Consider the following 23644-nt stretch of genomic DNA (forward strand, 5'->3'; position numbering starts at 1 on the left):
TGGGAGCTGCTAAGCCATCCTTTTTTTAGATAAATTTTTTTGTCTAAAAAACAATAAAAACGAAGTTTTACAGGTAAAACAAATAAAGTTCCAGCAGGACGCTGGAACTCAATCAAGGATGTAGAGATGAAAAAGACTTCATTGATCATGGCATTCATTGCACCGCTTACGCTGGGGGTAAGCGTCAATGCATTTGCAAAAGACTCATTGCTTGAATGGAAAAGTGATGATGGTACGGATTCATTAAAGTTAGGTGGGGTGGTTCGGTTAAATCAACGTTATGAAGATTGGGAAGGGCCAAACCGCGGTTTCGGTAAGCTCTATTTTGATATTTTCAGGGTAGATCTCAAAGGTAAGTTTGATGATGCCTATATCAACGCCAGCTATCTATTTCAAGACCAACAGAAAACGTCCATTGAAAAAGCGTACGTGGGCTATAACCTAGATGCCAATAACAGCATTGAAGCGGGCCTGGTTTATAAACCATTTACGATTTATCCCTATCCGCAAAATGGCTGGACCTATCATATTCCATTCTTTTTAGGATATGGCAATAACATTGCACCGGGGCTTAACTGGAATTATCACGACAAAGATTGGGATGTAAAACTCGGTTATTACCCGCAAATGTTAGAAACCAACTTGCGTTATTCACCTGAAAGTGCAACTTATGATGACTTGCAAGAAAATGCATTTCCATCTCAAAAAGCTTATCAGAATGAAAAACGTCATCAGTTTAATACCCGCATTGTGCGCAAGTTAGAAACTGATTTCGGTAAGCAAGAGTTTGGTGTCTCGGGTGCAATCGCTCAGCTACATAACAAAGTGACTGATAAAGACGGTAAATATTATGCAGTCGGTTTGCATACCGAAAACAACTACAAACGCTTTAACTTACAAAGTTCGGTCATTCACTATCAGTACGATGCTAAAAATCCGGATGGTGTAAATAGTGACATGACCTTAATGGGCAATAATGGTTTTACACCTGCTTATTTCATTGCTTCGGAAGGAACCATTGCCAGTTTAAACCTTGCCTATACGTTGCCTGTGACCAATATGGGTAAGCTAAAAGCCATTAAGTTTTATAATGACTATAGTTATCTCGATAAAAAACGTGATGATTGGTCTGATTCGCAAATGAACACTACAGGGATGATGTTTATTGCTTCACCATTTATGGTTTGGGCAGATTATACCTGGGGGAAAAACTCTAACATTATTGGTGGGGCAACCAACTCAACAGGGTATACCTCTGCAACTTCACCAAATAGTGATAAATGGCTATACCGTATTAACTTTAATATCGGGTTTACTTTCTAAAATAAGCAGCATTAAAAAAACCACGCAATCGGCGTGGTTTTTTATTTAATAAATGAAAATTTTTAATACTTGTTTTTTTCAAACTTATTCCAAAACACAAAGGCAGTTACAAAGGCCAAAATGGTTAGCGCGAAAATATAATACATCGCACCAATATCACTATATTGACTGAGCCAATGCACTAAAGGCAGCGTCATACCACCAACAATTGCATACGATAAATTATAAGAAAATGAAATGCCCGAGAAACGCACAGGCGCGGGGAACATTTTAACCATACTGCTCGACACCATGCCGACAGTACCAGAGCATAGACCCAACAACATATATAAACCAAAAATGGTTGAATGTGCCGCGTGCCCCAAACTGTTATAAAAAACTACCGCTGTAAGTGCCACAGCAAGCGCACCGACCATCATGACTTTGCCACAGCCAAAACGGTCAGCAAAATAGCCTGCTAAAATACAGCCGGCCATTTGCATGACAATGGCTGCACTTTGCATTTCAAAAGTCTGTGCGCGCTCAAAGCCAAATGAACCAATCAACAAATTTGGCATGGCTAAAATCACCACCACCACACATCCCGTTAAAAACCATGTAAATAACATGCCAATTGCAACGGCTGTTTTATGCGTTTTTAAGACTTGTTTTACAGGCATTTCTTTAGAAATTTCTTTACGGGCCTGCATGGCTTTAAACACAGGGGTTTCTTTCAAATACGTTCTTAAATAAAGTGCAACGAGTCCAAAAATACCACCCACAATGAAAGGAATACGCCATGCCCAGTCATGGATTTGTCCTTCACTAAAATTCAGTGAAATCCATAGAGACATCAGTGCGCCTAGTAAAATTCCTAAAGACAGCCCAGCGGTGAGTAAACCATTTGCCAGTCCGATTTTTCTTTCAGGTACATGTTCAGACACAAATGTCCACGCGGCTGGAATTTCACCCCCAATTGCAATACCTTGCACCACACGCATGAGTAATAAAAGTAGCGGTGCCAAATATCCGATATTTTCAAAGGTAGGCAATATCCCGATAAATAGGGTAGGTAGTGCCATCAGTAAAATAGAAAGCGAAAATAGTTTTTTACGCCCCACCAAATCACCAAAATGGGCCATAACAACCCCACCCAAAGGCCTAAAAAAATAACCTGCTGCAAAAATACCGTAAGTATTGAGCATGGCCCAAAACGGACTAAGTGTGCTGGGGAAAAAGAGGTCGGAAATGATTTTGGCGTAAAACACATAAATCACAAAATCATAAAACTCTAAAGCTCCACCCAATGAAGAAAGGGCGAGGGTTCGTTTATCTTCTTTATTAAGATAGTTCGCATCCTGCAAAGTTAATTCCTGATCCATTTTTTACTTAATTGTTGTAATTGAAGTTTGGATATTAATGGAAAAGTGAAGTAAAAGTAAATGGAGGAAATTTGTTCTATAGGGCAACGCAGATTGGACTTACTCTGATCAAAAAACTTTAAAACAAAAAACGCTTTAGATAAAACAAAAACAGATGTAGGAATGACTTTTCTTTTGTTTCGTTCAGCGACACAATAAAACTTGTCATAGCCAGTTTAATGAGAGAGTCAAAGGATGAGTGTGGTTTTACCTGTCGCGAAGCGTGGTGAAGATATTTTGAAACTGACTGCGGCCCCTGTCTCAGTAAATGAGTTAAACAGTAATTGGCTTTATCAGCTTGCTGACGCTATGCATGCAACAATGCTTGAGCGTAATGGAGTAGGGATTGCTGCACCGCAAGTTTACATCTCTAAACGCGTCATTATTGTGGCTTCTCGACCAAATCCACGCTATCCGGATGCGCCTGAAATGAATGCTGTGGTCATGGTAAATCCAGAAATTTTAGAATTTTCGAGTGAAACGTGTTTGGGCGAAGAAGGCTGCTTAAGTGTACCGGATGAGCGTGGACAAGTTGAACGTGCAGAAATGGTTAAGGTGAAATACTTAACACTTCAGGGTGAAGCAGTTGAAACAATTTTTCACGGTTTTCCTGCTCGTATTGTTCAACACGAGGTCGATCATTTAAATGGAATCTTGTTTGTAGAAAGAATAAGCTAATCTTCAGTTTAAAGTTTTGAAAAACCTATAATGAGCTTGAAATAAATAAGAGAACAGAATTAAAATATTTATATCGTGATTTTTAACTCATTACAAAAGATATAATTTTAATATTATCAGCAGGTTGTGCTGAAATTTTGCGCGATGTTGTAAATCTCCTCATTTAAGGTTACTGACCATGAAAACCCCTCTCCCAGATTATTTGGCAAATGTTATAGAAGCCTGTGACATCGATAACAGCGGTCATCTCGCCGATTATATTCCTGAGTTGGCCAATGCAAACCCAAATCGATTAGCTCTAGCAATGTCTACGGTAGATGGTGAAATTTATTCGGTCGGCGATGATGATGTTGAATTCACCATACAATCGATTTCTAAACCTTTTGTGTATGCTTATGTTTTACAACAACTTGGCATTGATGCGGTACTTGCGAAAGTAGGGGTAGAGCCTTCGGGAGAAGCCTTCAATGAAATTTCATTAGGTAAAGACGGACGTCCGAAAAACCCGATGATTAACTCTGGCGCAATTACTGTACATTCCTTGATTCAGGTCAAGCATGGTTTACATAGCGCAGAAATTCTACGCCGTTTTATGAGCGAGCTTGCTGGTCGTGAATTAAGTTTTGATGAGTCTGTTTATGATTCGGAAGTCAAAACAGCCTACCGTAATCTTTCGATCGGTTATATGTTGCGCACGGTGGGGATTTTGGAAACTGACCCTGTCGATATTGTGAATGGTTACATTCGTCAATGTGCGATCATGGTTACAGTTAAAGACTTGGTACGTATGGGCAGTGTACTTGCCAATGGTGGGGTTGACCCTAAAACTGGAAAGCGTTTGTTAAACCGATCTGTAGTGAGACAAGTGCTCAGTGTCATGATGAGCTGTGGTATGTATGATGCCGCGGGTGACTGGCTTTCAACTGTCGGTATTCCTGCTAAAAGTGGTGTAGCAGGCGGTATTTTGGGTGTGCTGCCGGGTCAAGTTAGTATTGCTGCTTTTTCACCTCGACTAGATGAGCACGGTCATAGTGTTCGAGGAATTGATATTTTAGAGCGATTATCTCGTGATATGGGATTACATCTCATGGAAGGTACGCCTTCTGCACAGACCATTGTACAAAGTCATTACCGTACTGGGAAAGACGCATCATTGAGTGTGTATGTGCTTCGAGGGGTATTGAAATTTACCGAAGCTGAAATGTTGTTGCGTATTTTACAAGACGAGACAACTGACCAAAGCACAATCGTGATTGATTTAACCCAGATTTCACTTATCCACGATGTGGGTAAACGTATGTTCTTAGAAGGTGTAGATCGTCTGATTGATGATGGCCATACTCTTGTTTTAGTCGATCCTGAGCAACGATTAGATCATGCAAGAACAGCTAAAGATCGAGAACTTCATGTTTATCATGATTTCGATGATTTGCTTGAAAAGCATGAGATCCCTGCAAAAAAAAAGACTTATAGCGACATCGCAGCACTTCTAAACTGCTGAGGTGTTTTACCTAGATGTCGCTTAAACATCGCACTGAACGCGCTGGGGTTGGTATACCCCAGTGACTCTGAAATTTGAGCAATAGATTCGCCATTCGCAATTTTACTCAAGGCAAGTGCAATATGCATTTGCTGTACCCATGCCCGATAAGATAGCCCCGTTTCTTTCTGGAACATACGCATTAAAGTTCTAGAACTCGCGCCAATATCATCAGCCCAATCTGTTAAATCTCTTGAATGGTTAGGCGTATGTAATAACTCTTGGCAAATTTTTAAGAGTCTTTTGTCTTTCGGCCACGGTATCTGGATAGGCAATAAATTGGCTCGCTGTATTTCTTCAAAGATCAAAATTTGTAAAGAACGGGAAAGCTCTTGAGAGGTTGCTGTATTTGGCGTTTCCTCTCGTTCAATTTCATTTAAACGTATTAAAAGTTCATGCAGCAGGTTACTCACCCGAATAATAAAGCAATGTTGTCCCATTCGAGCGGCTGCATTTACTTCAACCAGTGCCGTATTTAACTTAACGTGACTCAGTGAAATCACACTGTGCTCTACATTTGCCGGAATCCATAACGCGCACATGGGCGGCACAATCCATACATGATTAGGTGTAAAAACTTGAATGTTTCCGGTAGATGCATATAAAAACTGAGCACGCGTATGTGTATGAGTAGGCGTGATTTCTCGGTAAGAATGCTCGGAAGAGAGTCCAATTACCAATTCAGACAAATCGGACTGAATAAGAGAATCGGACATAAACTATCCTAAAAATTGTCACTTATACAATGATTATTGGAAGATAACTTTATAAGCGACAATTTACAATAAGCATCTCATTTAAAAATATTGGAGTTTTTCAGGTATGACGTCTTCAATACAATTGAAAGATGGTATTGCCAATACCGTTGCAAATGATCAGTCTCAAGGAATGATTATTAAAATTGTAGGCGCCGTGGCGGTTGCACATTTACTGAACGATTTAATTCAGGCAGTGCTACCAGCCATCTATCCAATGCTAAAAGCAAACTTTTCGCTGAGTTTTGCGGAGGTTGGCCTGATTTCGTTTGTATATCAAATTACAGGTTCGCTGCTACAGCCTTGGATTGGACTTTATACCGATAAACATCCAAAACCGTATCTTCTCCCACTGGGAATGGTCGTCACATTCTGCGGCATTATCTTGTTGGCATTTTCACCAAGTTTTGCTGTGTTGTTATGTGCATCTGCGTTGATTGGGGTGGGGTCTGCAACCTTTCATCCAGAAGCTTCACGTGTGGCACGAATGGCATCGGGCGGGCGCTTCGGTACAGCTCAGTCGACTTTTCAGGTGGGCGGAAACACAGGTACTGCCATTGGTCCATTGTTGGCAGCTTTACTGATTGTTCCGTTTGGACAGCATGCAGTTGCGGGTTTAGTGATATTTGCACTTTTAGCGATTTGGGTTTTATTTGGTGTAAGCCGCTGGACAGTAAACCATGCTAAAAATCAGGTAGCTGCACGTGCAACTCAAGCACATACTAAATTGCATGGGCGTAAGCTCATTATCGCCTTGGGCACAATTAGTGTATTAATGTTTGCCAAATTTACCTACATTGCCAGCATTAGTAACTATTTTACTTTTTATTTAATTCAAAAGTTCCATATTAGTATTCAAACAGCTCAATTACACTTATTTGCTTTTTTGGCAGCTGTGGCTGTAGGTACATTTGCGGGTGGCCCAATTGGCGATAAGATTGGCCGTAAAGCTGTGATCTGGGTTTCATTTGTTGGCATGGCGCCGTTTGCATTAATGATGCCGTATGCAAACTTATTTTGGACAACGTTTTTCTCAATTATTGTAGGTTTGGTGTTGTCATCTGCTTTTGCAGCGATGGTGGTTTATGCACAAGAAGCTGTTCCGGGCCGTGTAGGCATGATTGCAGGTTTAATGTTTGGCCTTATGTTTGGGGTAAGTGGTATTGCCGCAGCGGGGCTAGGGCATTTAGCGGATATTAACGGCATTGAATGGGTATTTGGTTTATGTTCATTGTTGCCATTACTTGGTTTTGCAACAGCACTTTTACCAAACACAAAAGTTAAATAAATGAAAAGACTCTCAGCCATATTCAGCTGAGAGTCTTTTTAATATGAACATAGCCTCATTAGAAAGACTATTTTTGAACACCAAACTTAAATACGGTAACACTGTTATAAGTTTGATTTGGGTTTAAACGTGTAGACGGGAAAGCCGGTTGATTCGGGCTATCTGGAAAATGCTGTGTTTCTAATGCTAGCGCGTCTGCTTGTCGATAGAGCACACCATTTGCGCCAACAATATTTCCTAATAAATGATTGGCTGTATACATTTGGACACTTGGTTCAGTGGTTAAAACCTGCATTGTTCGTTTAGATTTTGGATCAACTACAACAGCCGCAAGATTGAGTTTCCCTTGAGACTTTTGATTAATTACCCAAGTTTGGTCATAGCCATATCCATAGGCCAATTGCTGATTATTCGCTCGAATATCTTTCACAATCGCCTTAGGCGTCCGAAAATCAAAAGGTGTACCTGCAACTGAAGCAATTTCACCTGTTGGTAAAGAGTTTTGATCGGTCACCAATACACGGTCTGCATTGAGTTGTACCACATGATCCAGCACACCATAAGGATTATTACCAGCTCCTGACAAGTTGAAATAACTGTGGTTGGTGAGGTTGACGACTGTAGGCTGATCAGTTTTGGCTTTATATTCAATCTTAAATTCATTTTGATCTGAAAGACTGTAGATTACTTCCACATCTAACTTTCCGGGAAAACCTTGATCACCATTTGGACTGGTTAACTTAAGAGAAGCTTTAACGGTTTCACCTTGAGAAACGAGGGGCTTAACTTGCCAAACACGTTTATCAAAACCAGGATTGCCGCTATGTAATGAGTTCGGGCCATTATTTTTTTCGAGGTTATACGTTTTTCCATCTAAGTTAAATTTAGCATTGCCAATGCGGTTCGCATAACGACCAATTAACCCACCAAAATGAATGCCTTCCTTGGTATCAGTGACTTCATAGCCTTTTAGATCATCAAAGCCCAAAACAATGTTATTTTGTTTGCCTTGCGCATCGGGAGTCAAAATCTGTGTAATTACACCACCAAAACTAATAAACGATACAGAGACTCCTTTGTTATTGCTCATGGTGTATAGATCAACTTTTTGACCGTCTTGAGTCGTACCATATGGTTTTACATTTAACGTTGCTGCATTTGCAATTTGCGCAAAGCTATAAACCGTAATACCTAAAATTGCTAATTTTTTCATGCTTATACTCTATTTTGTAATAGTAAGACTGGATGAATATAAGATTGATTTTTCATCTTTTTAAAGAGGTTTTTATTATATATAGTGTTAATAATAATCGATCAGTTAATGCTGAGTACTGAACAGCCGATACCATTTAGGGTTATAAACAAATTAACTTTATTAGCAAACTTCAACAATAAGCTATTTTTATGAATTATCCCAACTCGGTTTTAAAGTTTTCACTTGGTCTTAATGGCATGTCATTTGACTTAGATAACCAGCCCATTCACCTTGAGCAGGGCTTAGGTTTTATTAATTCAAAAAGTATCAGCAATAGTGTTATTGATGAGCTTGCGATTGAAAAGATGATTTATTTTATTGAAGAAATCATCGAGTCGCAGCCACTCAGAAATCTCAATATAAATGGTGTAGCCGTTACGGCTGATACCGCCATGGCACAACTGAGTAAGTTATTTTTTAGTGCTAAAAAGCAAATCAGCCGTATCGAGCTTGAGCATGGATTTAATGATTTTATTGAACGTTTGAGTTACTACACAAACCAAGTGGATCCAAATCAGCTTTATATTTTTACCTACTTTGTATTTATTCGAGAGATGATGCATCACTTACGAGTTGAGCAAATTCAGATCATTTAAGAAATGATTTCTCAGCCTGCCAATTCATCATGAATCCAGTTTAAAAATAACTCAATTTTAGGAATAAATTGGTGGGTTCTTGGATATACCAAGTGATGAGCAGAGATAGGAATCGATAGCTCATCTGCAAAAACTCTAACTAATTTCCCAGATTCTAAATAATTTTGGGTAAGCAAATTACTTTCTAAAACAAAACCTAGCCCGTGTGTGGCCGCCTCAAGTGACATATAAGAGCGGTCAAAACTCAAAGTGTAGGGAAACTCAGGAATGCTTAAACCCTGATGGGCAAACCATTGGGGCCAAGTAACTAAAGTTGAACGCGATAAAATTAGTTCTTTCTTTAATAAATCTTGAGGTTTATGAACCGGACTACGTTCCAGTAGCTTAGGGGACGCAAGCACTTCAAGCTTTTCATTACGAATGGTTCTGATTTCTACCCCTGTCCAGTTGGGTAAACCATGACGAATATCAATATCGATCTTATCGCGGGTAAAGTGCAAATTTTCATACGAACACGATAGGTTAACCTGAATCATAGGGAACTTTTCTTTAAATGATTCAAGGCGAGGGAGTAACCAAAGTAAACCAAAACTTGGGGATGAATGAATATATAAACTGTCTTTAGGGCTTTTATCGGCAGCTTTTTCTGTGGCTAACATCAGATTATGCAAAATGGTGGTGACATCTTGAAAATAGCGTTCACCTGAAGGAGTAAGTGTCACACCACGGGCACCACGAATAAATAAACTCTGCCCAATCATTTCTTCAAGCTTAGCAATTTGATGGCTCACTGCCGAAGGGGTGAGATTTAAATTCTCTGCTGCCTTAGCAACATTGCCGAAACGGGCGGTTTGTTCAAAAGCCTGTAATGTTTTAATTGAGGGCATTTGGTTGAAATTGTTTTCACTACTATCCATGAAATGATCCGTTTTTATCCCTAAAACTTATTTGAAAATAGCATAGGCATGAATTTTTTTCATGCCTTGTTGAATTCGACATGATTGCTGGGCTTTGTGAAAAAAGGGATTCTAAGTCAGAACTCAGGAAATAAAGCGTAAAAGAGGATTCAACATGTTACTACAAGGAAAAGTGGCATTAATTACGGGTGCAGCATCAGAACGTGGAATTGGGCGAGCAACCGCAGAAATCTTTGCACAACAAGGTGCCAAAGTCATTATTGTTGATTTAGATATTGCCCAAAGCCAAAACGCTGCAAAGGCGCTTGGCGAAGGACATATGGGTCTTGCTGCAAACGTTGCGAACGAAGAACAGGTCAAAGTAGCTGTTGAACAAGCACTACAGCACTATGGCAAGATTGATATTTTAATTAACAATGCTGGTATTACTCAGCCAGTTAAAACCCTTGATATTCAACGTAATGACTATGACCGTATTTTAGATGTCAGCCTGCGCGGAACACTGATTATGTCGCAAGCTGTTATTCCATCTATGAAAGCAAACGGTGGCGGAAGTATTGTCTGTCTATCTTCAGTTTCAGCACAACGTGGTGGTGGTATTTTTGGCGGGCCACACTATAGCGCTGCCAAAGCAGGCGTGTTAGGTCTGGCAAAAGCGATGGCTCGTGAGTTTGGTGCTGATCAGGTTCGTGTAAATTGTCTTACTCCAGGTCTAATTCAGACTGATATTACTGGCGGTTTAATGAATGATGACCGTCGTCACGACATTTTGGCAGGTATTCCACTTGGCCGCTTAGGTAAAGCGCAAGATGTTGCAAATGCAGCATTATTTTTGGCAAGTGATCTGTCAGCTTACTTAACTGGCGTAACACTCGATGTAAATGGTGGCATGCTGATTCATTAATCGGTCACTATTTCAAAACTAAAAATAGAATAATGGTCACAAGAGGATACTGTGGCCAAATGTAAAGGGATTCGCATGATGGATACAGTATTTTCATCTGAAGTAGATGAGGCGGTTCGTAAATCGGCCTATCGAAAAATTGCATTTCGGCTCATGCCATTTTTAATGCTTTGTTATTTTTGTGCCTATTTAGATCGAGTAAACGTAGGTTTTGCCAAGCTCCAAATGATGAGCGATTTACAGTTTAGTGAAGCTGTATATGGACTAGGCGCAGGGATTTTCTTTATTGGTTATTTTCTCTGTGAGGTGCCAAGTAACATTGTACTTCACAAAGTAGGTGCGAGACGTTGGATTGCCCGAATCATGATTACATGGGGCATTTTGTCAGGCTGTTTCGCTTTTGTTCAAACCGAATGGCAATTTTACACCTTACGTTTTTTGCTTGGTGTCGCCGAAGCTGGGCTAGCTCCGGGTTTGTTGCTCTACCTCACTTACTGGTTCCCATCTTACCGCCGTGCGCGCATGACCGTACTCTGGTTTATCGCGATTCCAATTTCAGGAATGATTGGTGGACCACTTTCAGGCTTAATCATGGACCGAATGAGCGGTGTACATGGTTGGTTTGGATGGCAGTGGATGTTTGTAATTGAAGCCATTCCTACTGTACTTGTTGGCCTGCTTGTACTTGCTGTTTTAAAAGATTCAGTTCAAGACGCCAACTGGTTAACCCAAGACGAAAAGAACTTGGTGAAGCAAGAGCTTGCTCAAGATAACCAGCACAAAGAAGGTCATGCTAGCGTCAAAGAGTTCATCGCAGATAAACGCTTATGGCTATTGGCAGGTATTTACTTTTGTGTCGTGATGGGGCAATACGCCATTACATTTTGGCTACCAACTCTCATTCGTAACTCGGGCATTAGTGATAACTGGCATATCGGTTTGCTCACAAGCCTGCCTTATATGTGTGCCATTGTGGTCATGATTTTGGCAGGGCGTAGCGGTGACCATTTCCAAGAACGCCGCTGGCACTTAATTATTCCGATGTGTGCAGGCGCTATAGCACTCACATTTGCGACTTTATTCGCTTCAAATCTAACACTCTCTTTAATTTGCCTTTGCATCGCAGCCTCAGGTGTGCTGACGGCATCCTCTTTATTCTGGATGTTACCGACCAACTTTTTGGGAGGTGTTTCCGCAGCGGCAGGTATTGCAGCAGTGAATAGCTTCGCCAATCTTGCAGGATTTTGCTCACCTTATTTAATCGGTTGGGTCACTACCAACACAGGTTCAAATGCAATCGGTATGTTCTTAATCACAGCAGTATTAATTTTCGGTGCCAGTTTGGTTCTGCGTGTTCCGGCAAAACTGGTTAATCGTTAACAAGGAATAGTAAATGACAATGTTAAATGTTGATAAAGCAGGCCAAATTGCCGAGTTGCAACAACGTGCCTACCACATTCGCCAACATGCTTTACGTATGGGGCAAGTACAAGGCCAAGGCTATGTTGGACAAGCCTTAGGTGCAGCAGATTTGCTAGCAGTATCTTATTTCCATGCGATGAAATATCAGCCAGAAAACCCCGAATGGGAAGGCCGTGACCGTTTTTATCTCTCTATTGGGCATTATGCAATTGCACTTTATGCAGCCTTAATTGAAGCAAAAATTATCCCGCTTGAAGAACTTGAAACCTACGGTGCAGATGACAGTCGTCTACCGATGTCGGGTATGGCTTCCTATACACCCGGTATGGAAATTACAGGTGGTTCATTGGGTCACGGTCTTGGAATTGCAGTCGGCGCATGTTTAGGGCTAAAACAGAAAAAATCAGATGCTTTTGTCTATAACTTACTGTCCGATGGAGAGCTAAATGAAGGTTCAACGTGGGAAGCCGTAATGTCTGCTTCTCATTGGAAACTAGATAACTTGATTGCCATCATTGATGTGAATAATCAGCAGGCAGATGGACATTCCAGCGAAATTTTAGCGTTTGAGCCAATTGTTGATCGTTGGCAGTCATTTGGTTGGTACACCCAACGTGTAGATGGCAACAACATGGAAGCTTTGCTTGAAGCATTCGATCAAGCGCGAAACCATGAAGGAGCATGCCCACGCGTCATTATTTGTGACACCAAAATGGGTAAAGGCGTGTCGTTCTTGGAAAGCCGCGAAAAAACACACTTTATTCGTGTTGATGAACATGAATGGGACGATGCTTTAAATATTTTGACCCACTACGGACAGTAAGGAATACACCATGAGCCAGTTAGCCAATCCTCCTAAGAAAAAACTAACCACTTCGGCAATGATTGCTTCTATTGCTGCCGAGGGCCAACCGACTAAACCAGCTCCATTTGGGCATGCACTGAATGCCTTGGCAAAAGAGCGTGACGATATCGTAGGTTTATCAGCAGATTTATCAAAATATACAGACCTACATATTTTTGCCAAAGAAAACCCCGACAAGTTTTTCCAAATGGGCATGGCAGAACAACTTTTGATGAGCGCAGCAGCAGGACTTGCTCGTGAAGGATTTGTTCCTTTTGCCACGACCTATGCTGTGTTTGCATCACGCCGTGCCTACGATTTTATTTGTATGGCAATTGCGGAAGATAACCTGAATGTCAAAATTGTAGCAGCTCTTCCGGGATTAACCACAGGCTACGGCCCAAGTCATCAGGCAACAGATGATATTGCAATTTTCCGTGCTATGCCGAACTTGATGATTATCGATCCATGTGATGCCTTGGAAATCGAACAGGCGATTCCTCAGATTGCCGCGCATAATGGCCCCGTATATATGCGTTTATTGCGTGGTCAGGTTCCATTAGTGCTCGATAAATACAACTACCAGTTTAAATTGGGTAAGGCACAGGTGATTAAACCCGGTAAAGACTTACTCATTATTTCGACTGGTTTATTGACCATGCGTGTGCTTGAGGCAGCCGAAGAGCTTGAAAAAGAGGGCATTGAGGTTTCAGTGCTACATGTACCGACCATTAAGCCTCTAGATGAACAAACTATTTTAGATGAAGTCACAAAAGGTGGCCGACCTGTTTTAACTGCCGAAAATCATTCAGTCATTGGTGGGTTAGGAGAAGCTGTCGGCTCACTACTTTTAAGAAATGGTCAACATCCTCGTTTTGATATGATTGGTTTGCCAGATGCATTTTTAGATGCAGGTGCATTACCCACTTTGCATGATCGATATGGTATTTCAACAGAAGCAGTTAAAGAGAAGATTAAGGCACATTTGAAGTAGAAAGATTAAACTTTCAAATTGAAAAGGGCGTGATGGAAATTCCTTAACGCCCTATTTTTAAACAGGGTTATTTAAGAACTTAAACAATCGAATCATCTAAATTCGGAGCTAACCAACGCTTCGCTTCATCCAGTGTCCAACCTTTACGTTTTGCATAATCTTCAAGTTGGTCTTGAGAAATTTTACCCACGTTAAAGTATTCACTTTGTGGATGAGAATAATAGAAACCACTGACTGAAGATGGTGGCATCATTGCAAAGTGTTCAGTCAGTTTAGTACCGATCTTGTCGGTAGAACCCAACCAGTCAAATAACACTGCTTTTTCAGAGTGCTCTGGGCAAGCAGGGTAACCTGGTGCAGGACGAATACCGACGTATTTCTCTTTAATCAGTTCTTCATTGCTGAGCTGTTCGTCAGCTTTATAGCCCCAGAACTCTTTACGAATACGTTCATGTAAGTGTTCTGCAAAAGCTTCGGCAAAACGGTCAGCCAATGATTGTACTAAAATTGCAGAGTAGTCATCACCTTTGGCTTTGTATTCATTTGCCAATTCTTCTGCACCGAAAATTGATACAGTGAATCCGCCTAAGTAGTCCTGCTGCTCGCGATCAGCACGAATGTAATCTGCCAAAGATAAATTTGGTTTGCCTGTCACCTTGTCAGATTGCTGGCGTAAGTGCTCAAAAGTATGCGTAACATTTTGACCAGCTTCATCAAATACGCTGACTGTATCTGCGTCTGTACGCTGAGCAGGGAACATACCAAATACAGCACGGGCATCAAAACGATTGTTGTCGATAATATCTTTCAACATTGCTTGTGCTTGGTTGTACCAGTCAGTTGCTGCTTCGCCGACCACTTCATCTTCTAAAATTTTCGGGAATTTGCCAGTTAAACTCCAAGAAATAAAGAATGGCGTCCAGTCAAAATAATCCACGAGTGTAGCAAGCGGATAATTCTTTAAAACTTGTGTTCCTAAAAGATTTGGTTTTGGTGGCACGTAGCTTTCATCAATTTTAAAACCATTTTCAACCGACTCTTTATAAGTCAGTTTGGCTGCTTTTGGTTGTTTGTTGGCTAAACGCTCACGAATTTTTGCATATTCAGCACGATGTTCTTCAATAAATGCACCACGCATTTCTTTCGAAAGCAAGGTTGTCGCTACACCAACAGCACGAGAAGCATCAGCAACATAAATTACCGCATCGTTTTGATACTGAGGGTCAATTTTTACTGCTGTGTGTGCTTTAGAAGTGGTTGCACCACCAATTAATAAAGGAATGTTAAAGCCTTTACGCTGCATTTCTTTAGCAACAAATACCATTTCATCTAAAGATGGGGTGATCAGACCAGACAACCCGATGATGTCACATTTTTCATCAATTGCAGTTTGTAAGATCTTCTCGCAAGGTACCATTACGCCAAGGTCAACAATGTCATAGCCATTACAGCCAAGTACTACGCCTACAATGTTTTTACCAATATCGTGTACGTCACCTTTAACCGTTGCCATTAGGACTTTACCTTTAGACTGTCCTTCGGTCTTTTCAGCTTCGATGTACGGGTTGAGCCATGCCACTGCTTGTTTCATGACTCGGGCAGATTTTACAACTTGTGGCAAGAACATTTTGCCTGAACCGAACAAGTCACCGACGACGTTCATGCCGTCCATCAGTGGCCCTTCAATCACATCTAAAGGACGTTTTGATTTTAAGCGAGCTTCTTCGGTGTCTTGGTCAATATAAGTCGTAATACCTTTAACCAAGGCATATTCAAGACGTTTTTCAACTGATTCATTGCGCCATTCAAGGTTCTCGGCTTCTTTTGTTGCACCACCTTGTCCACGGTATTTTTCTGCAACTTCAAGTAATTTTTCAGTCGCAGCCTGACCAGACTCACCTTGATTTTGGTTTAAAATGACATCTTCAACCGCTTCTTTTAGCTCGGTAGGAATATCATCATAAATAGCCATTTGACCTGCGTTCACAATACCCATGGTCATGCCTTGCTTGATGGCATGGTACAAGAATACAGAGTGAATGGCTTCACGAACTGGCTCATTACCACGGAATGAGAACGAAACGTTAGACACACCACCAGAAATCATGGCGTGCGGTAAGTTCTGTTTAATCCAGCCCGTTGCTTCAATAAAATCGACTGCGTAGTTGTTATGTTCTTCAATACCAGTCGCAACTGCAAACACGTTCGGGTCAAAAATAATATCTTCAGCAGGGAAGCCTACTTCGTTTACTAAAATGTCGTAAGAGCGCTTACAGATTTCACGTTTACGTTCAGCAGTGTCGGCCTGACCTACTTCGTCAAAGGCCATCACAATAATTGCAGCACCATATTGACGGCAGAGGCGGGCTTTTTCGACGAACTCGTCATAACCTTCTTTTAAGGAAATTGAGTTAACAACCGGTTTACCTTGTACGCATTTTAAGCCAGCTTCAATGATTTCCCATTTCGATGAGTCAATCATGATCGGTACACGTGAAATGTCAGGTTCGGATGCTACAAGGTTTAAGAAATGCACCATCGCATTTTGCGAATCGAGCATCCCTTCATCCATGTTAATGTCAATAATCTGTGCGCCAGCTTCAACCTGTTGCTGTGCAACTTCTAAAGCTTCGGCAAAGTTCTCTTCACGAATGAGACGTAAGAATTTTTTAGAACCGGTAACGTTAGTACGTTCACCAACATTTACAAACAATGAATCATCATAAATATTAAATGGTTCTAAACCACTTAAGCGACAAGCAGGTACCGTTTCAGGCACTTGGCGAGGCGCAATGTCTTTTACTGCATTGGCAATAGCTCGAATATGGTCTGGTGTCGTACCACAGCAACCACCAGTAATGTTAATCAAACCGCTTTCAGCAAACTCTTTTAAGAAAGCTGCAGTTTGCTCTGGAGTTTCGTCATATTCACCAAATGCGTTTGGTAAGCCTGCATTTGGGTGCGCTGAAACAAAGGTATCTGCGACATCGGAAATAGTTTTTACGTGAGGGCGCATGGCATCTGCACCAAGGGCACAGTTAAAACCGATTGAAAGCAAATCGCCATGACGAACCGAATTCCAGAAAGCTTCCGCTGTCTGACCTGTTAAAGTACGGCCTGATGCATCGGTAATGGTCCCTGAAATCATAATTGGTAATTCGCGACCAATTTGTTTGAATACTTCTTTGACTGCAAAAATCGCTGCTTTACAGTTTAAAGTATCAAATACGGTTTCAATCAGGATAATGTCTGCACCACCTTCAATTAGTGCATGAGTCGCTTCAATATAATTTTCTTTTAGTTCATCAAAGCTAATGTTACGAAAAGCAGGGTTATTCACATCTGGAGAGATTGAACATGTACGAGATGTTGGCCCCAGTACACCTGCCACAAAACGAGGCTTGTCTGGCGTTGAATACTTTTCGCAAGCTGCTTTGGCTAAACGTGCTGCTTCACGGTTAATCTCTGGAACAAGATCTTCCATGTGATAGTCAGACATTGAAACACGTGTGCCGTTAAAGCTGTTGGTTTCAATAATGTCTGCACCAGCATCGAGGTAGGCTTCATGAATACCTTGAATGATTTGAGGCTGTGTTAGAACCAAAAGGTCATTGTTACCTTTTAAGTCATGTGCCCAATCAGCAAAACGCTCACCACGATAGTCAGCTTCTTCCAATTTATGGCGCTGGATCATGGTTCCCATTGCACCATCAATAATCAGAATGCGTTTAGCAAGAAGCGCTTTTAGGGTGGCAAGCGTAGACATAGAAAACCCCGATCTTTATATGAATTTAAAAATGCGGCGCTATTGTAACAGAATAGCAGCACAAATGATGATCTACGAAGGTCAGGTGTAGCTGACTAAAAAGTTAAAAAAGAGATCGCTTTATGTCAAAAACAAAAGAATTTTCATGAAATATTCATCAAATGATCATGATATTGAAATATTTCATGCTCAATATGCCGAAATATTACAGTTGCTTTGTATGAAAAATAGACACATGGGTCATTTTATTTATTTTTTTGCTGTAAAAATAAGCACAAAAGGAGCTCATAATTAATGGTTTAAATTATTGTATTTTAAGAAAAAAATAAAAACAGTCGGGGAAAGGTGCATCAAATGAGGTCAAAATATAAAAAATTGACTTCATCAGGCGCCTCTTTGTCATATAATTGTCATAATTTAATTTAAGAATACAGAGGATTTTATTATCCTCTTACCGTCTGCATGAATTCTAATCTACCCCCTGTTTCGGATTCAAAACTTGCGGCAAACCTGCAAGCAAAATCGACGAATGTACATGTCCCGACACCTAAGTTTTTTATGCCGGTGTTTCTGACGATTATTATTGCAACACTTATTTATATTGGGTTTCAGGTCAGTGCTGATTTAGCGCATGTTCCACCTTTAAGCCTTTATTCAGTTATTCTTTTATCTACTGCACTCTTGATTGCACTAGGCTTTGAATTTGTAAACGGTTTCCATGACACTGCTAATGCAGTTGCAACGGTTATTTATACAAATGCTTTGCCTGCACCGGTTGCAGTCATGTGGGCAGGTTTTTGTAATTTCCTTGGGGTAATGGTCGCAAGTGGTGCTGTTGCGTATGGCATTATTGCATTGCTTCCAGTTGAACTTATTATGAACATGGGCAGTGGTGCTGGCTTTGCAATGGTTTTTGCATTGTTGATCGCTGCAATTCTTTGGAATCTTGGTACTTGGTTCTTGGGAATTCCTGCTTCTAGCTCTCATACCTTGATTGGTTCAATCTTAGGTGTGGGTATTATGAATCATCTGTTGAGTGCATCGACTGGCGTAACAACCAGTGGTGTTGATATGGATCAGGTGATTAAAGTAGGTAAGGCATTATTATTTTCTCCTTTAATTGGTTTTGCTTTTGCGGCAATTGTATTCTTGTTGGTTAAAACTATTTTCAAACGCCAATTAGAATTATTCCAGCCACCTGAAGGGAATAAGCCACCACCAGCAATCATTCGTGCAATTCTTATCTTTACCTGTACAGGTGTGAGTTTTGCACATGGTTCTAATGATGGACAAAAAGGTATGGGTCTTATCATGCTGATTTTGGTTGGTTTAGTGCCATTAGCTTATTCATTAAATAAAAACCTCGATACACAGCAGGTTCAATCATTCCATCAGCTTTCTTCTCAAACTGCGGTTTTGTTAAACCAAAATCAACCAGAATTGACTGACGAAAAAGCGCGTGCGGTTTTAACTAAATACATTCAAACCAAGCAACAAACGCCTGAAGTTGTGCCTGCATTGGCAAGCATGACTGACCATTTGGGTGAGCGTGTTTCTAGCTATAGCAACTTAAAAGATATTCCAGAAGCTGCAATTAGCGAAATCCGTAATGACATGTATTTGAGCACAACGACGTTTAAGCGTTTGGATAAGGCAGATGCTTTACCAAAAATGGATGACTCACAGAAAAAGCTTGTGAAAGATTATCGTAGTAGCTTGGATTCATTCTTACAATACATTCCAAACTGGGTGAAAGTGGCAGTCGCATTAGCGCTTGGACTTGGTACTATGGTTGGCTGGAAACGTATTGTGGTAACTGTCGGTGAGCGTATTGGTAAGCATCACATGACTTATGGTCAAGGGATGTCTGCTGAACTTGTTGCAATGAGTACAATTGCTGCAGCAGATGGTTTAGGTATGCCGGTTTCAACAACACACGTTTTAAACAGTGCTGTTGCAGGTACTATGGTTGCCAATAAATCAGGCCTGAATTTCAATACTGTAAAAACAATTCTCTCTGCATGGGTATTTACCCTTCCTGCAACCATCTGTTTGTCTGGTGGTCTATACTGGTTATTCTTACAGTTTGTATAAGCTGTCTGTTTGAATAAAAAAAGCCACTAGCATGAGTGGCTTTTTTATTTCTATATTTCAAAAAAAATCTTTTTTTAGGGTAAATTCTCTAACAAGTTAATGACTATCTAGAACGCCTATATTAAACACTTTAGCTTAAAATTTTTATGAAAGGATATAAGATGAAAACGGTTCAACTCGACCAATTAAAACAACAATTTCCACTCATTCAAACATTACAAGACTATCAAGAAACATTTTGGTTTAATCCTCACCGTTATCCTTTAAATGAAGCATTAGCGAAAGTGGGTCTTACAGAACAGGATGTAAAAGAAGCAGAAGCAAGGCTAGCGCGTTTCGCACCTTATTTGGCAAAAGTCTTTCCTGAAACTCAAGCCCAGCATGGAAAAATTGAATCAGCACTAGTAGAAATTGCGGAGATGCAACAAGCTCTATCGCTACAAAAACATAAGACACTTACAGGGAAACTTTGGCTGAAAAAAGATAGTCATTTACCTATTTCGGGTTCAATCAAGGCACGTGGCGGTATTTATGAAGTATTGGCCCATGCTGAAAAATTAGCCATTGAGGCAGAGCTTCTCAAGCTAGAAGATGATTACAGTAAATTAGACCAAGACTCATTTCGAACATTTTTTTCCAAATATCAAATTGCAGTAGGTTCTACCGGTAACCTTGGTTTATCAATCGGTATTATGAGCGCGAAGCTTGGGTTTAGAGTGTCGGTACACATGTCTGCCGATGCAAGGCAATGGAAGAAAGATAAGCTACGTTCACTTGGTGTAAATGTGGTGGAATATGCCAGTGATTACGGAGTTGCTGTAGAAGAAGGACGTAAGGCAGCCGAACAGGACCCATTTTGTTTTTTTATTGATGATGAGAATTCGACTACTTTATTTTTAGGTTATGCAGTTGCAGGTTTGCGTTTAAAACAACAGTTTGAACAAAAGCAAATTAAAGTCGATGCAGATCATCCCTTATTTGTATATTTACCGTGCGGAGTAGGGGGCGGTCCTGGTGGGGTGAGCTTTGGGTTAAAACTTGCTTTTGGTGAGCATGTACATTGTATATTTGCAGAACCTACCCATTCTCCGTGTATGTTACTTGGCGTTTATACAGGCCTGCATGATCAGATTTCAGTAAATGACATTGGTTTAGATAACATCACTGCGGCAGATGGGTTAGCTGTTGGCCGTGCTTCTGGTTTTGTAGGACGTGCTATGCAGCAGTTAATTGACGGTTACTACACCATTCATGATGAATGTTTATATGAACTCATTGCGCTTTTAAATCAAACTGAAAATATTCAAGTTGAACCCTCGGCGGTGGCGGGCATGATGGGGCCATATTATGTGCAAACTACTCCTGATTATTTGGCTTTGCATCAATTGTCAGCTGAAAAGTTACAGCATGCGACACATGTGGTATGGGCGACAGGAGGAGGAATGGTTCCACCTGATGAAATGCAGAAGTATTTAACGCATAGCCAAAGCAATTAATTGCACAAAAAAGCCCAATTCTAAAATTGGGCTTTCAACGTTATTATTTTTTAGAAAATTTCCTAAATGGAAGTTTCTCGGCTGCAAAGCCATAGATGGCGGCAAAAGGAAGAGCTGTACGCGCCAAATAAGCTACACGCCATAAACCGCCATGGTTAGCCCCCTCCATCATCAACTCTAGAGGGTGGTCGAGTACGGTTTCAGGGTTTGCGACAGAAGAATCATTTCTTAAGTCATGAATCCATAACGCCGCCATAATCGCATTCGTGGTTTCTGGACTAAATGCCTCTACATCAAAAAGTTCTGCGCCATTAAAAGCAGCTTTAAGGAGCGGATTCTTTGTGACCGAATGAGTTGTGGTAGATGGTGCAATATTAATACTTACACGTTGACCTTGATGACGGGCAAGTGTTGCACGCCATTGTTGAATACGTTTTGCCAAAGCATAGTTTGGCCCTTGTTCAACTACCAAACAGTCTGCAATACCATAAGTTTTGCCATTTTCACTCGTAATCAAATCTTGATAAGGTGCTTGGAAAAAACGTTTGAGTGAGAGTGTAGAAACACCTTTCACAGCCATTTTTTGTAGTTGTGAACGAGATTTAAATTTCTCTTGAGCAGCTTCTGCAACTTCTTTAGGTACTGCATAAACATCGGTTGGCGTACACATAAACATTAAGCTGGTATCAGGTTTATGTTCACTCACATATTGCATAATACTGTCCATTGCCATAGAAACACGGACATGTTTTTCTCCGTCTAAATAAGCAATAGCAGCCAAGTCTAATTTTTGAGGAAATTGAACTAACCACTGGGCAATTTCTGGTATTTGCGTTAATAAATTGGCACCCAATTTATCTCTCAATGCTGAAGCTTTTGCCGAAGAGTCAATTTTTTCAATACTTGGTGCAATAAGCGTTGCGTTTCCTTGCTGGATTGTATTTAGAATTTTCCCCCAAACTCGTGGGTTTGGTAAATCTATTGCAACAATATTCGCTTTCCATTTTGCTAGCCAAGGTAATGGTCCTGCTTCTGAGGCTGCACCAAATAACACCATCGTACGGTCAGATAAATCAAACCATTCAGGATGAGCAGCAGCTTCACGTAAAGCCGTAGCATGGCTTGGTTCAATAATACCTGCATTTTCCCATTTTTGAATTTGGTCAAGTAAGCTTTGCCCGCTCAGTTTTTGGCCTTTATATGGAACATACCATTCTGGTGCAGCTTCACTTTCGCCTTTAAATTTTACTGTATTTAAAGGTGTAGAAGTGGGGATGTGTAGAGCATCTTTTAAAAGATAGTGTTTACCATCGCGGTAATAATCAAAAAGATGATGAGCCTTATGCAATCCCTGTTTTGCAATGGTAATTGGATTATTGCTGTTAGTAATTCCGTGCTTAACAAGTGCCTTAAAGTAAATAGGATAATTTTTTCGCCAATTTTTTTCAGCCAAAATCTGTTGAGCAGTTTTATTATCTACAATAGATAAAGCTTCTGACAAAATCTCTTGGCCTGTAAGAGACGTGCTTTGCTTTTTGATCGAGGCGTGAATCGGAAATTGTAGACCTTCGGCTGAACTCTGGCTGGACATAAAATATCTCGCTTGTACGATAAGGTTAATATACAGGTGTATACATTATCTATGCCAACGAAAAGAAACGTGTGGCAATAACTGCCAAAATAAAATTCAATATTTTTGTGATGAATATAAGATGAGTCATTTTTTATGATAATTACATCGCATTTTACCTTCATTTTTTTTCACATTTTTAGAACATTTTTATAGACTTACGTTACATAAATAGTTATTTTGTATAGAGCGAATTCATCAGGTTTGACCTGAAGGTAAAATGATCAAAATGTATCAATAAAAAGATACAACGATGAGTAAAAACTAGACTTTTTTATTAAATGATCAGAAAAGTCAAACGAAATAAGAAAGAATTGGGGTGAAACTAGATAGAAGACAACGTAAGATTGTCTTTTAAAAATCTTGGGGATATGGTGATTTTTTACACCATAATTTTCTAGTTTCATCCCATCTAATTTTGGGCTGGAACCCTCCATTTCGGTATTCAGTTCATCATTTAATAGAAGTCTCTATCTAATGACTTTAAAAGAGTACTTCTAACAACGTCCTTTTTTAGCCTGTCCAGGTGGGCAAAAACCTCCTGGGTGTCCGTAATACGGAGAGTCAGGATCAATCACAATACTACCCTCAGGTGTATGTACTGCACAGGCTGATAATGACATTGTGAAAATTGCTGCGGCACAAAGAAGTAAAGTTTTCATGTTGTTCTCGCTTTTTTATCATTCTCCCTTTTACTATAGAAATGTTTTGATTACATTTCGATCAGTTTTTGGTTAAAAAA

18 protein-coding genes are annotated in these 23644 nt (G+C 40.3%); 11 read left to right on the forward strand and 7 right to left on the reverse strand.

Translation table 11 applies throughout. From position 1 onward, the window contains the following. Positions 1–126 precede the first annotated feature (126 nt). Positions 127–1323, forward strand: a complete 1197-nt coding sequence (locus tag EGS71_RS18110; RefSeq protein ID WP_000753775.1) for a hypothetical protein — start codon at positions 127–129, stop codon at positions 1321–1323. Between the two features lie 62 nt (positions 1324–1385). Here EGS71_RS18110 and EGS71_RS18115 read toward each other — a convergent pair whose 3' ends face one another. Next, the gene (locus tag EGS71_RS18115; protein ID WP_000371871.1) at positions 1386–2684 is read right to left on the reverse strand and encodes an MFS transporter; all 1299 of its coding nucleotides are present in this window, start codon (positions 2682–2684) and stop codon (positions 1386–1388) included. A gap of 234 nt (positions 2685–2918) precedes the next feature. Between EGS71_RS18115 and def the strand changes: the two genes are divergently transcribed. Together def and EGS71_RS18125 are read left to right on the forward strand one after the other, a co-directional pair. Continuing rightward, the gene (gene def / locus EGS71_RS18120; protein WP_000117824.1) at positions 2919–3401 is read left to right on the forward strand and encodes a peptide deformylase; all 483 of its coding nucleotides are present in this window, start codon (positions 2919–2921) and stop codon (positions 3399–3401) included. 178 nt (positions 3402–3579) lie between these two features. Further along, positions 3580–4902: a glutaminase gene (locus EGS71_RS18125; RefSeq protein ID WP_000856712.1), complete on the forward strand. Its 1323-nt coding sequence runs from the start codon at positions 3580–3582 to the stop codon at positions 4900–4902. Here EGS71_RS18125 and EGS71_RS18130 read toward each other — a convergent pair. Then, positions 4869–5657, reverse strand: coding sequence for an AraC family transcriptional regulator (locus EGS71_RS18130; RefSeq protein WP_001285132.1), 789 nt, complete (start codon positions 5655–5657; stop codon positions 4869–4871). The two genes, EGS71_RS18125 and EGS71_RS18130, sit on opposite strands and share 34 nt — an antisense overlap. A 106-nt stretch (positions 5658–5763) precedes the next feature. Here EGS71_RS18130 and EGS71_RS18135 point away from each other — a divergent pair, with 106 nt between their 5' ends. Then, positions 5764–6984, forward strand: a complete 1221-nt coding sequence (locus EGS71_RS18135; RefSeq protein ID WP_000204256.1) for an MFS transporter — start codon at positions 5764–5766, stop codon at positions 6982–6984. A 67-nt stretch (positions 6985–7051) separates the two neighbouring features. On the opposite strand, the gene EGS71_RS18140 is transcribed toward EGS71_RS18135, so the two are convergent. After that, positions 7052–8197, reverse strand: coding sequence for an aldose epimerase family protein (locus EGS71_RS18140; protein WP_000731745.1), 1146 nt, complete (start codon positions 8195–8197; stop codon positions 7052–7054). A gap of 191 nt (positions 8198–8388) precedes the next feature. Here EGS71_RS18140 and EGS71_RS18150 point away from each other — a divergent pair, with 191 nt between their 5' ends. Continuing rightward, positions 8389–8835 carry a hypothetical protein gene (locus EGS71_RS18150; RefSeq protein ID WP_001109004.1) on the forward strand — a complete coding sequence of 149 codons (447 nt, stop codon included), beginning with the start codon at positions 8389–8391 and terminating at the stop codon, positions 8833–8835. 11 nt (positions 8836–8846) lie between these two features. Here the strand turns inward: EGS71_RS18150 and EGS71_RS18155 are convergent, their stop codons facing one another. Then, a complete protein-coding gene (locus tag EGS71_RS18155; protein WP_085941188.1) occupies positions 8847–9722 on the reverse strand; it encodes a LysR substrate-binding domain-containing protein in 876 nt (291 codons plus the stop codon). 184 nt (positions 9723–9906) lie between these two features. On the opposite strand from EGS71_RS18155, the gene EGS71_RS18160 reads away from it, so the two are divergent. The 4 genes from EGS71_RS18160 to EGS71_RS18175 all read left to right on the forward strand — a co-directional run bounded on the left by EGS71_RS18160 (position 9907) and on the right by EGS71_RS18175 (position 13916). After that, positions 9907–10656, forward strand: a complete 750-nt coding sequence (locus EGS71_RS18160; RefSeq protein ID WP_000926495.1) for an SDR family NAD(P)-dependent oxidoreductase — start codon at positions 9907–9909, stop codon at positions 10654–10656. A 78-nt stretch (positions 10657–10734) separates the two neighbouring features. Further along, positions 10735–12036, forward strand: a complete 1302-nt coding sequence (locus EGS71_RS18165; protein ID WP_000381866.1) for an MFS transporter — start codon at positions 10735–10737, stop codon at positions 12034–12036. 19 nt (positions 12037–12055) lie between these two features. Continuing rightward, on the forward strand, positions 12056–12901 hold the full coding sequence (locus tag EGS71_RS18170) for a transketolase (protein WP_000935658.1): 846 nt from the start codon (positions 12056–12058) through the stop codon (positions 12899–12901). Positions 12902–12911: 10 nt separating this feature from the next. After that, the gene (locus EGS71_RS18175) at positions 12912–13916 is read left to right on the forward strand and encodes a transketolase family protein (RefSeq protein WP_000080238.1); all 1005 of its coding nucleotides are present in this window, start codon (positions 12912–12914) and stop codon (positions 13914–13916) included. 79 nt (positions 13917–13995) lie between these two features. On the opposite strand, the gene metH is transcribed toward EGS71_RS18175, so the two are convergent. Further along, positions 13996–17682, reverse strand: a complete 3687-nt coding sequence (gene metH / locus EGS71_RS18180; protein ID WP_002011265.1) for a methionine synthase — start codon at positions 17680–17682, stop codon at positions 13996–13998. 462 nt (positions 17683–18144) lie between these two features. Between metH and EGS71_RS18185 the strand changes: the two genes are divergently transcribed. Both EGS71_RS18185 and EGS71_RS18190 read left to right on the forward strand, forming a co-directional pair. After that, entirely contained in the window at positions 18145–19776 is a 1632-nt protein-coding gene (locus EGS71_RS18185; protein ID WP_001087641.1) for an inorganic phosphate transporter, read from the forward strand. A 161-nt stretch (positions 19777–19937) separates the two neighbouring features. Beyond that, complete coding sequence (locus EGS71_RS18190) at positions 19938–21272, forward strand: D-serine ammonia-lyase (RefSeq protein ID WP_000859898.1); 1335 nt, start codon at positions 19938–19940, stop codon at positions 21270–21272. Between the two features lie 43 nt (positions 21273–21315). On the opposite strand, the gene EGS71_RS18195 is transcribed toward EGS71_RS18190, so the two are convergent. Continuing rightward, positions 21316–22863, reverse strand: coding sequence for a hypothetical protein (locus EGS71_RS18195; protein WP_000098376.1), 1548 nt, complete (start codon positions 22861–22863; stop codon positions 21316–21318). A gap of 536 nt (positions 22864–23399) precedes the next feature. After that, positions 23400–23564, reverse strand: a complete 165-nt coding sequence (locus EGS71_RS18200) for a hypothetical protein (protein WP_000854552.1) — start codon at positions 23562–23564, stop codon at positions 23400–23402. Between the last annotated feature and the right edge of the window lie 80 nt (positions 23565–23644).

The organism is Acinetobacter sp. FDAARGOS_559 (genome assembly GCF_003940475.1).
Lineage (GTDB): Bacteria > Pseudomonadota > Gammaproteobacteria > Pseudomonadales > Moraxellaceae > Acinetobacter > Acinetobacter baumannii.

Excerpts from the sequence above, each read along its gene's own strand:
- EGS71_RS18125 (WP_000856712.1), top strand. The coding sequence starts at position 3,580 with ATGAAAACCCCTCTCCCAGATTATTTGGCAAATGTTATAGAAGCCTGT.
- def (WP_000117824.1), top strand. The coding sequence starts at position 2,919 with ATGAGTGTGGTTTTACCTGTCGCGAAGCGTGGTGAAGATATTTTGAAA.
- EGS71_RS18175 (WP_000080238.1), top strand. The coding sequence starts at position 12,912 with ATGAGCCAGTTAGCCAATCCTCCTAAGAAAAAACTAACCACTTCGGCA.
- EGS71_RS18110 (WP_000753775.1), top strand. The coding sequence starts at position 127 with ATGAAAAAGACTTCATTGATCATGGCATTCATTGCACCGCTTACGCTG.
- EGS71_RS18170 (WP_000935658.1), top strand. The coding sequence starts at position 12,056 with ATGTTAAATGTTGATAAAGCAGGCCAAATTGCCGAGTTGCAACAACGT.
- EGS71_RS18150 (WP_001109004.1), top strand. The coding sequence starts at position 8,389 with ATGAATTATCCCAACTCGGTTTTAAAGTTTTCACTTGGTCTTAATGGC.
- EGS71_RS18140 (WP_000731745.1), bottom strand. The coding sequence starts at position 8,197 with ATGAAAAAATTAGCAATTTTAGGTATTACGGTTTATAGCTTTGCGCAA.
- metH (WP_002011265.1), bottom strand. The coding sequence starts at position 17,682 with ATGTCTACGCTTGCCACCCTAAAAGCGCTTCTTGCTAAACGCATTCTG.
- EGS71_RS18115 (WP_000371871.1), bottom strand. The coding sequence starts at position 2,684 with ATGGATCAGGAATTAACTTTGCAGGATGCGAACTATCTTAATAAAGAA.
- EGS71_RS18200 (WP_000854552.1), bottom strand. The coding sequence starts at position 23,564 with ATGAAAACTTTACTTCTTTGTGCCGCAGCAATTTTCACAATGTCATTA.
- EGS71_RS18190 (WP_000859898.1), top strand. The coding sequence starts at position 19,938 with ATGAAAACGGTTCAACTCGACCAATTAAAACAACAATTTCCACTCATT.
- EGS71_RS18135 (WP_000204256.1), top strand. The coding sequence starts at position 5,764 with ATGACGTCTTCAATACAATTGAAAGATGGTATTGCCAATACCGTTGCA.
- EGS71_RS18165 (WP_000381866.1), top strand. The coding sequence starts at position 10,735 with ATGGATACAGTATTTTCATCTGAAGTAGATGAGGCGGTTCGTAAATCG.
- EGS71_RS18185 (WP_001087641.1), top strand. The coding sequence starts at position 18,145 with ATGAATTCTAATCTACCCCCTGTTTCGGATTCAAAACTTGCGGCAAAC.
- EGS71_RS18155 (WP_085941188.1), bottom strand. The coding sequence starts at position 9,722 with ATGCCCTCAATTAAAACATTACAGGCTTTTGAACAAACCGCCCGTTTC.
- EGS71_RS18160 (WP_000926495.1), top strand. The coding sequence starts at position 9,907 with ATGTTACTACAAGGAAAAGTGGCATTAATTACGGGTGCAGCATCAGAA.
- EGS71_RS18130 (WP_001285132.1), bottom strand. The coding sequence starts at position 5,657 with ATGTCCGATTCTCTTATTCAGTCCGATTTGTCTGAATTGGTAATTGGA.
- EGS71_RS18195 (WP_000098376.1), bottom strand. The coding sequence starts at position 22,863 with ATGTCCAGCCAGAGTTCAGCCGAAGGTCTACAATTTCCGATTCACGCC.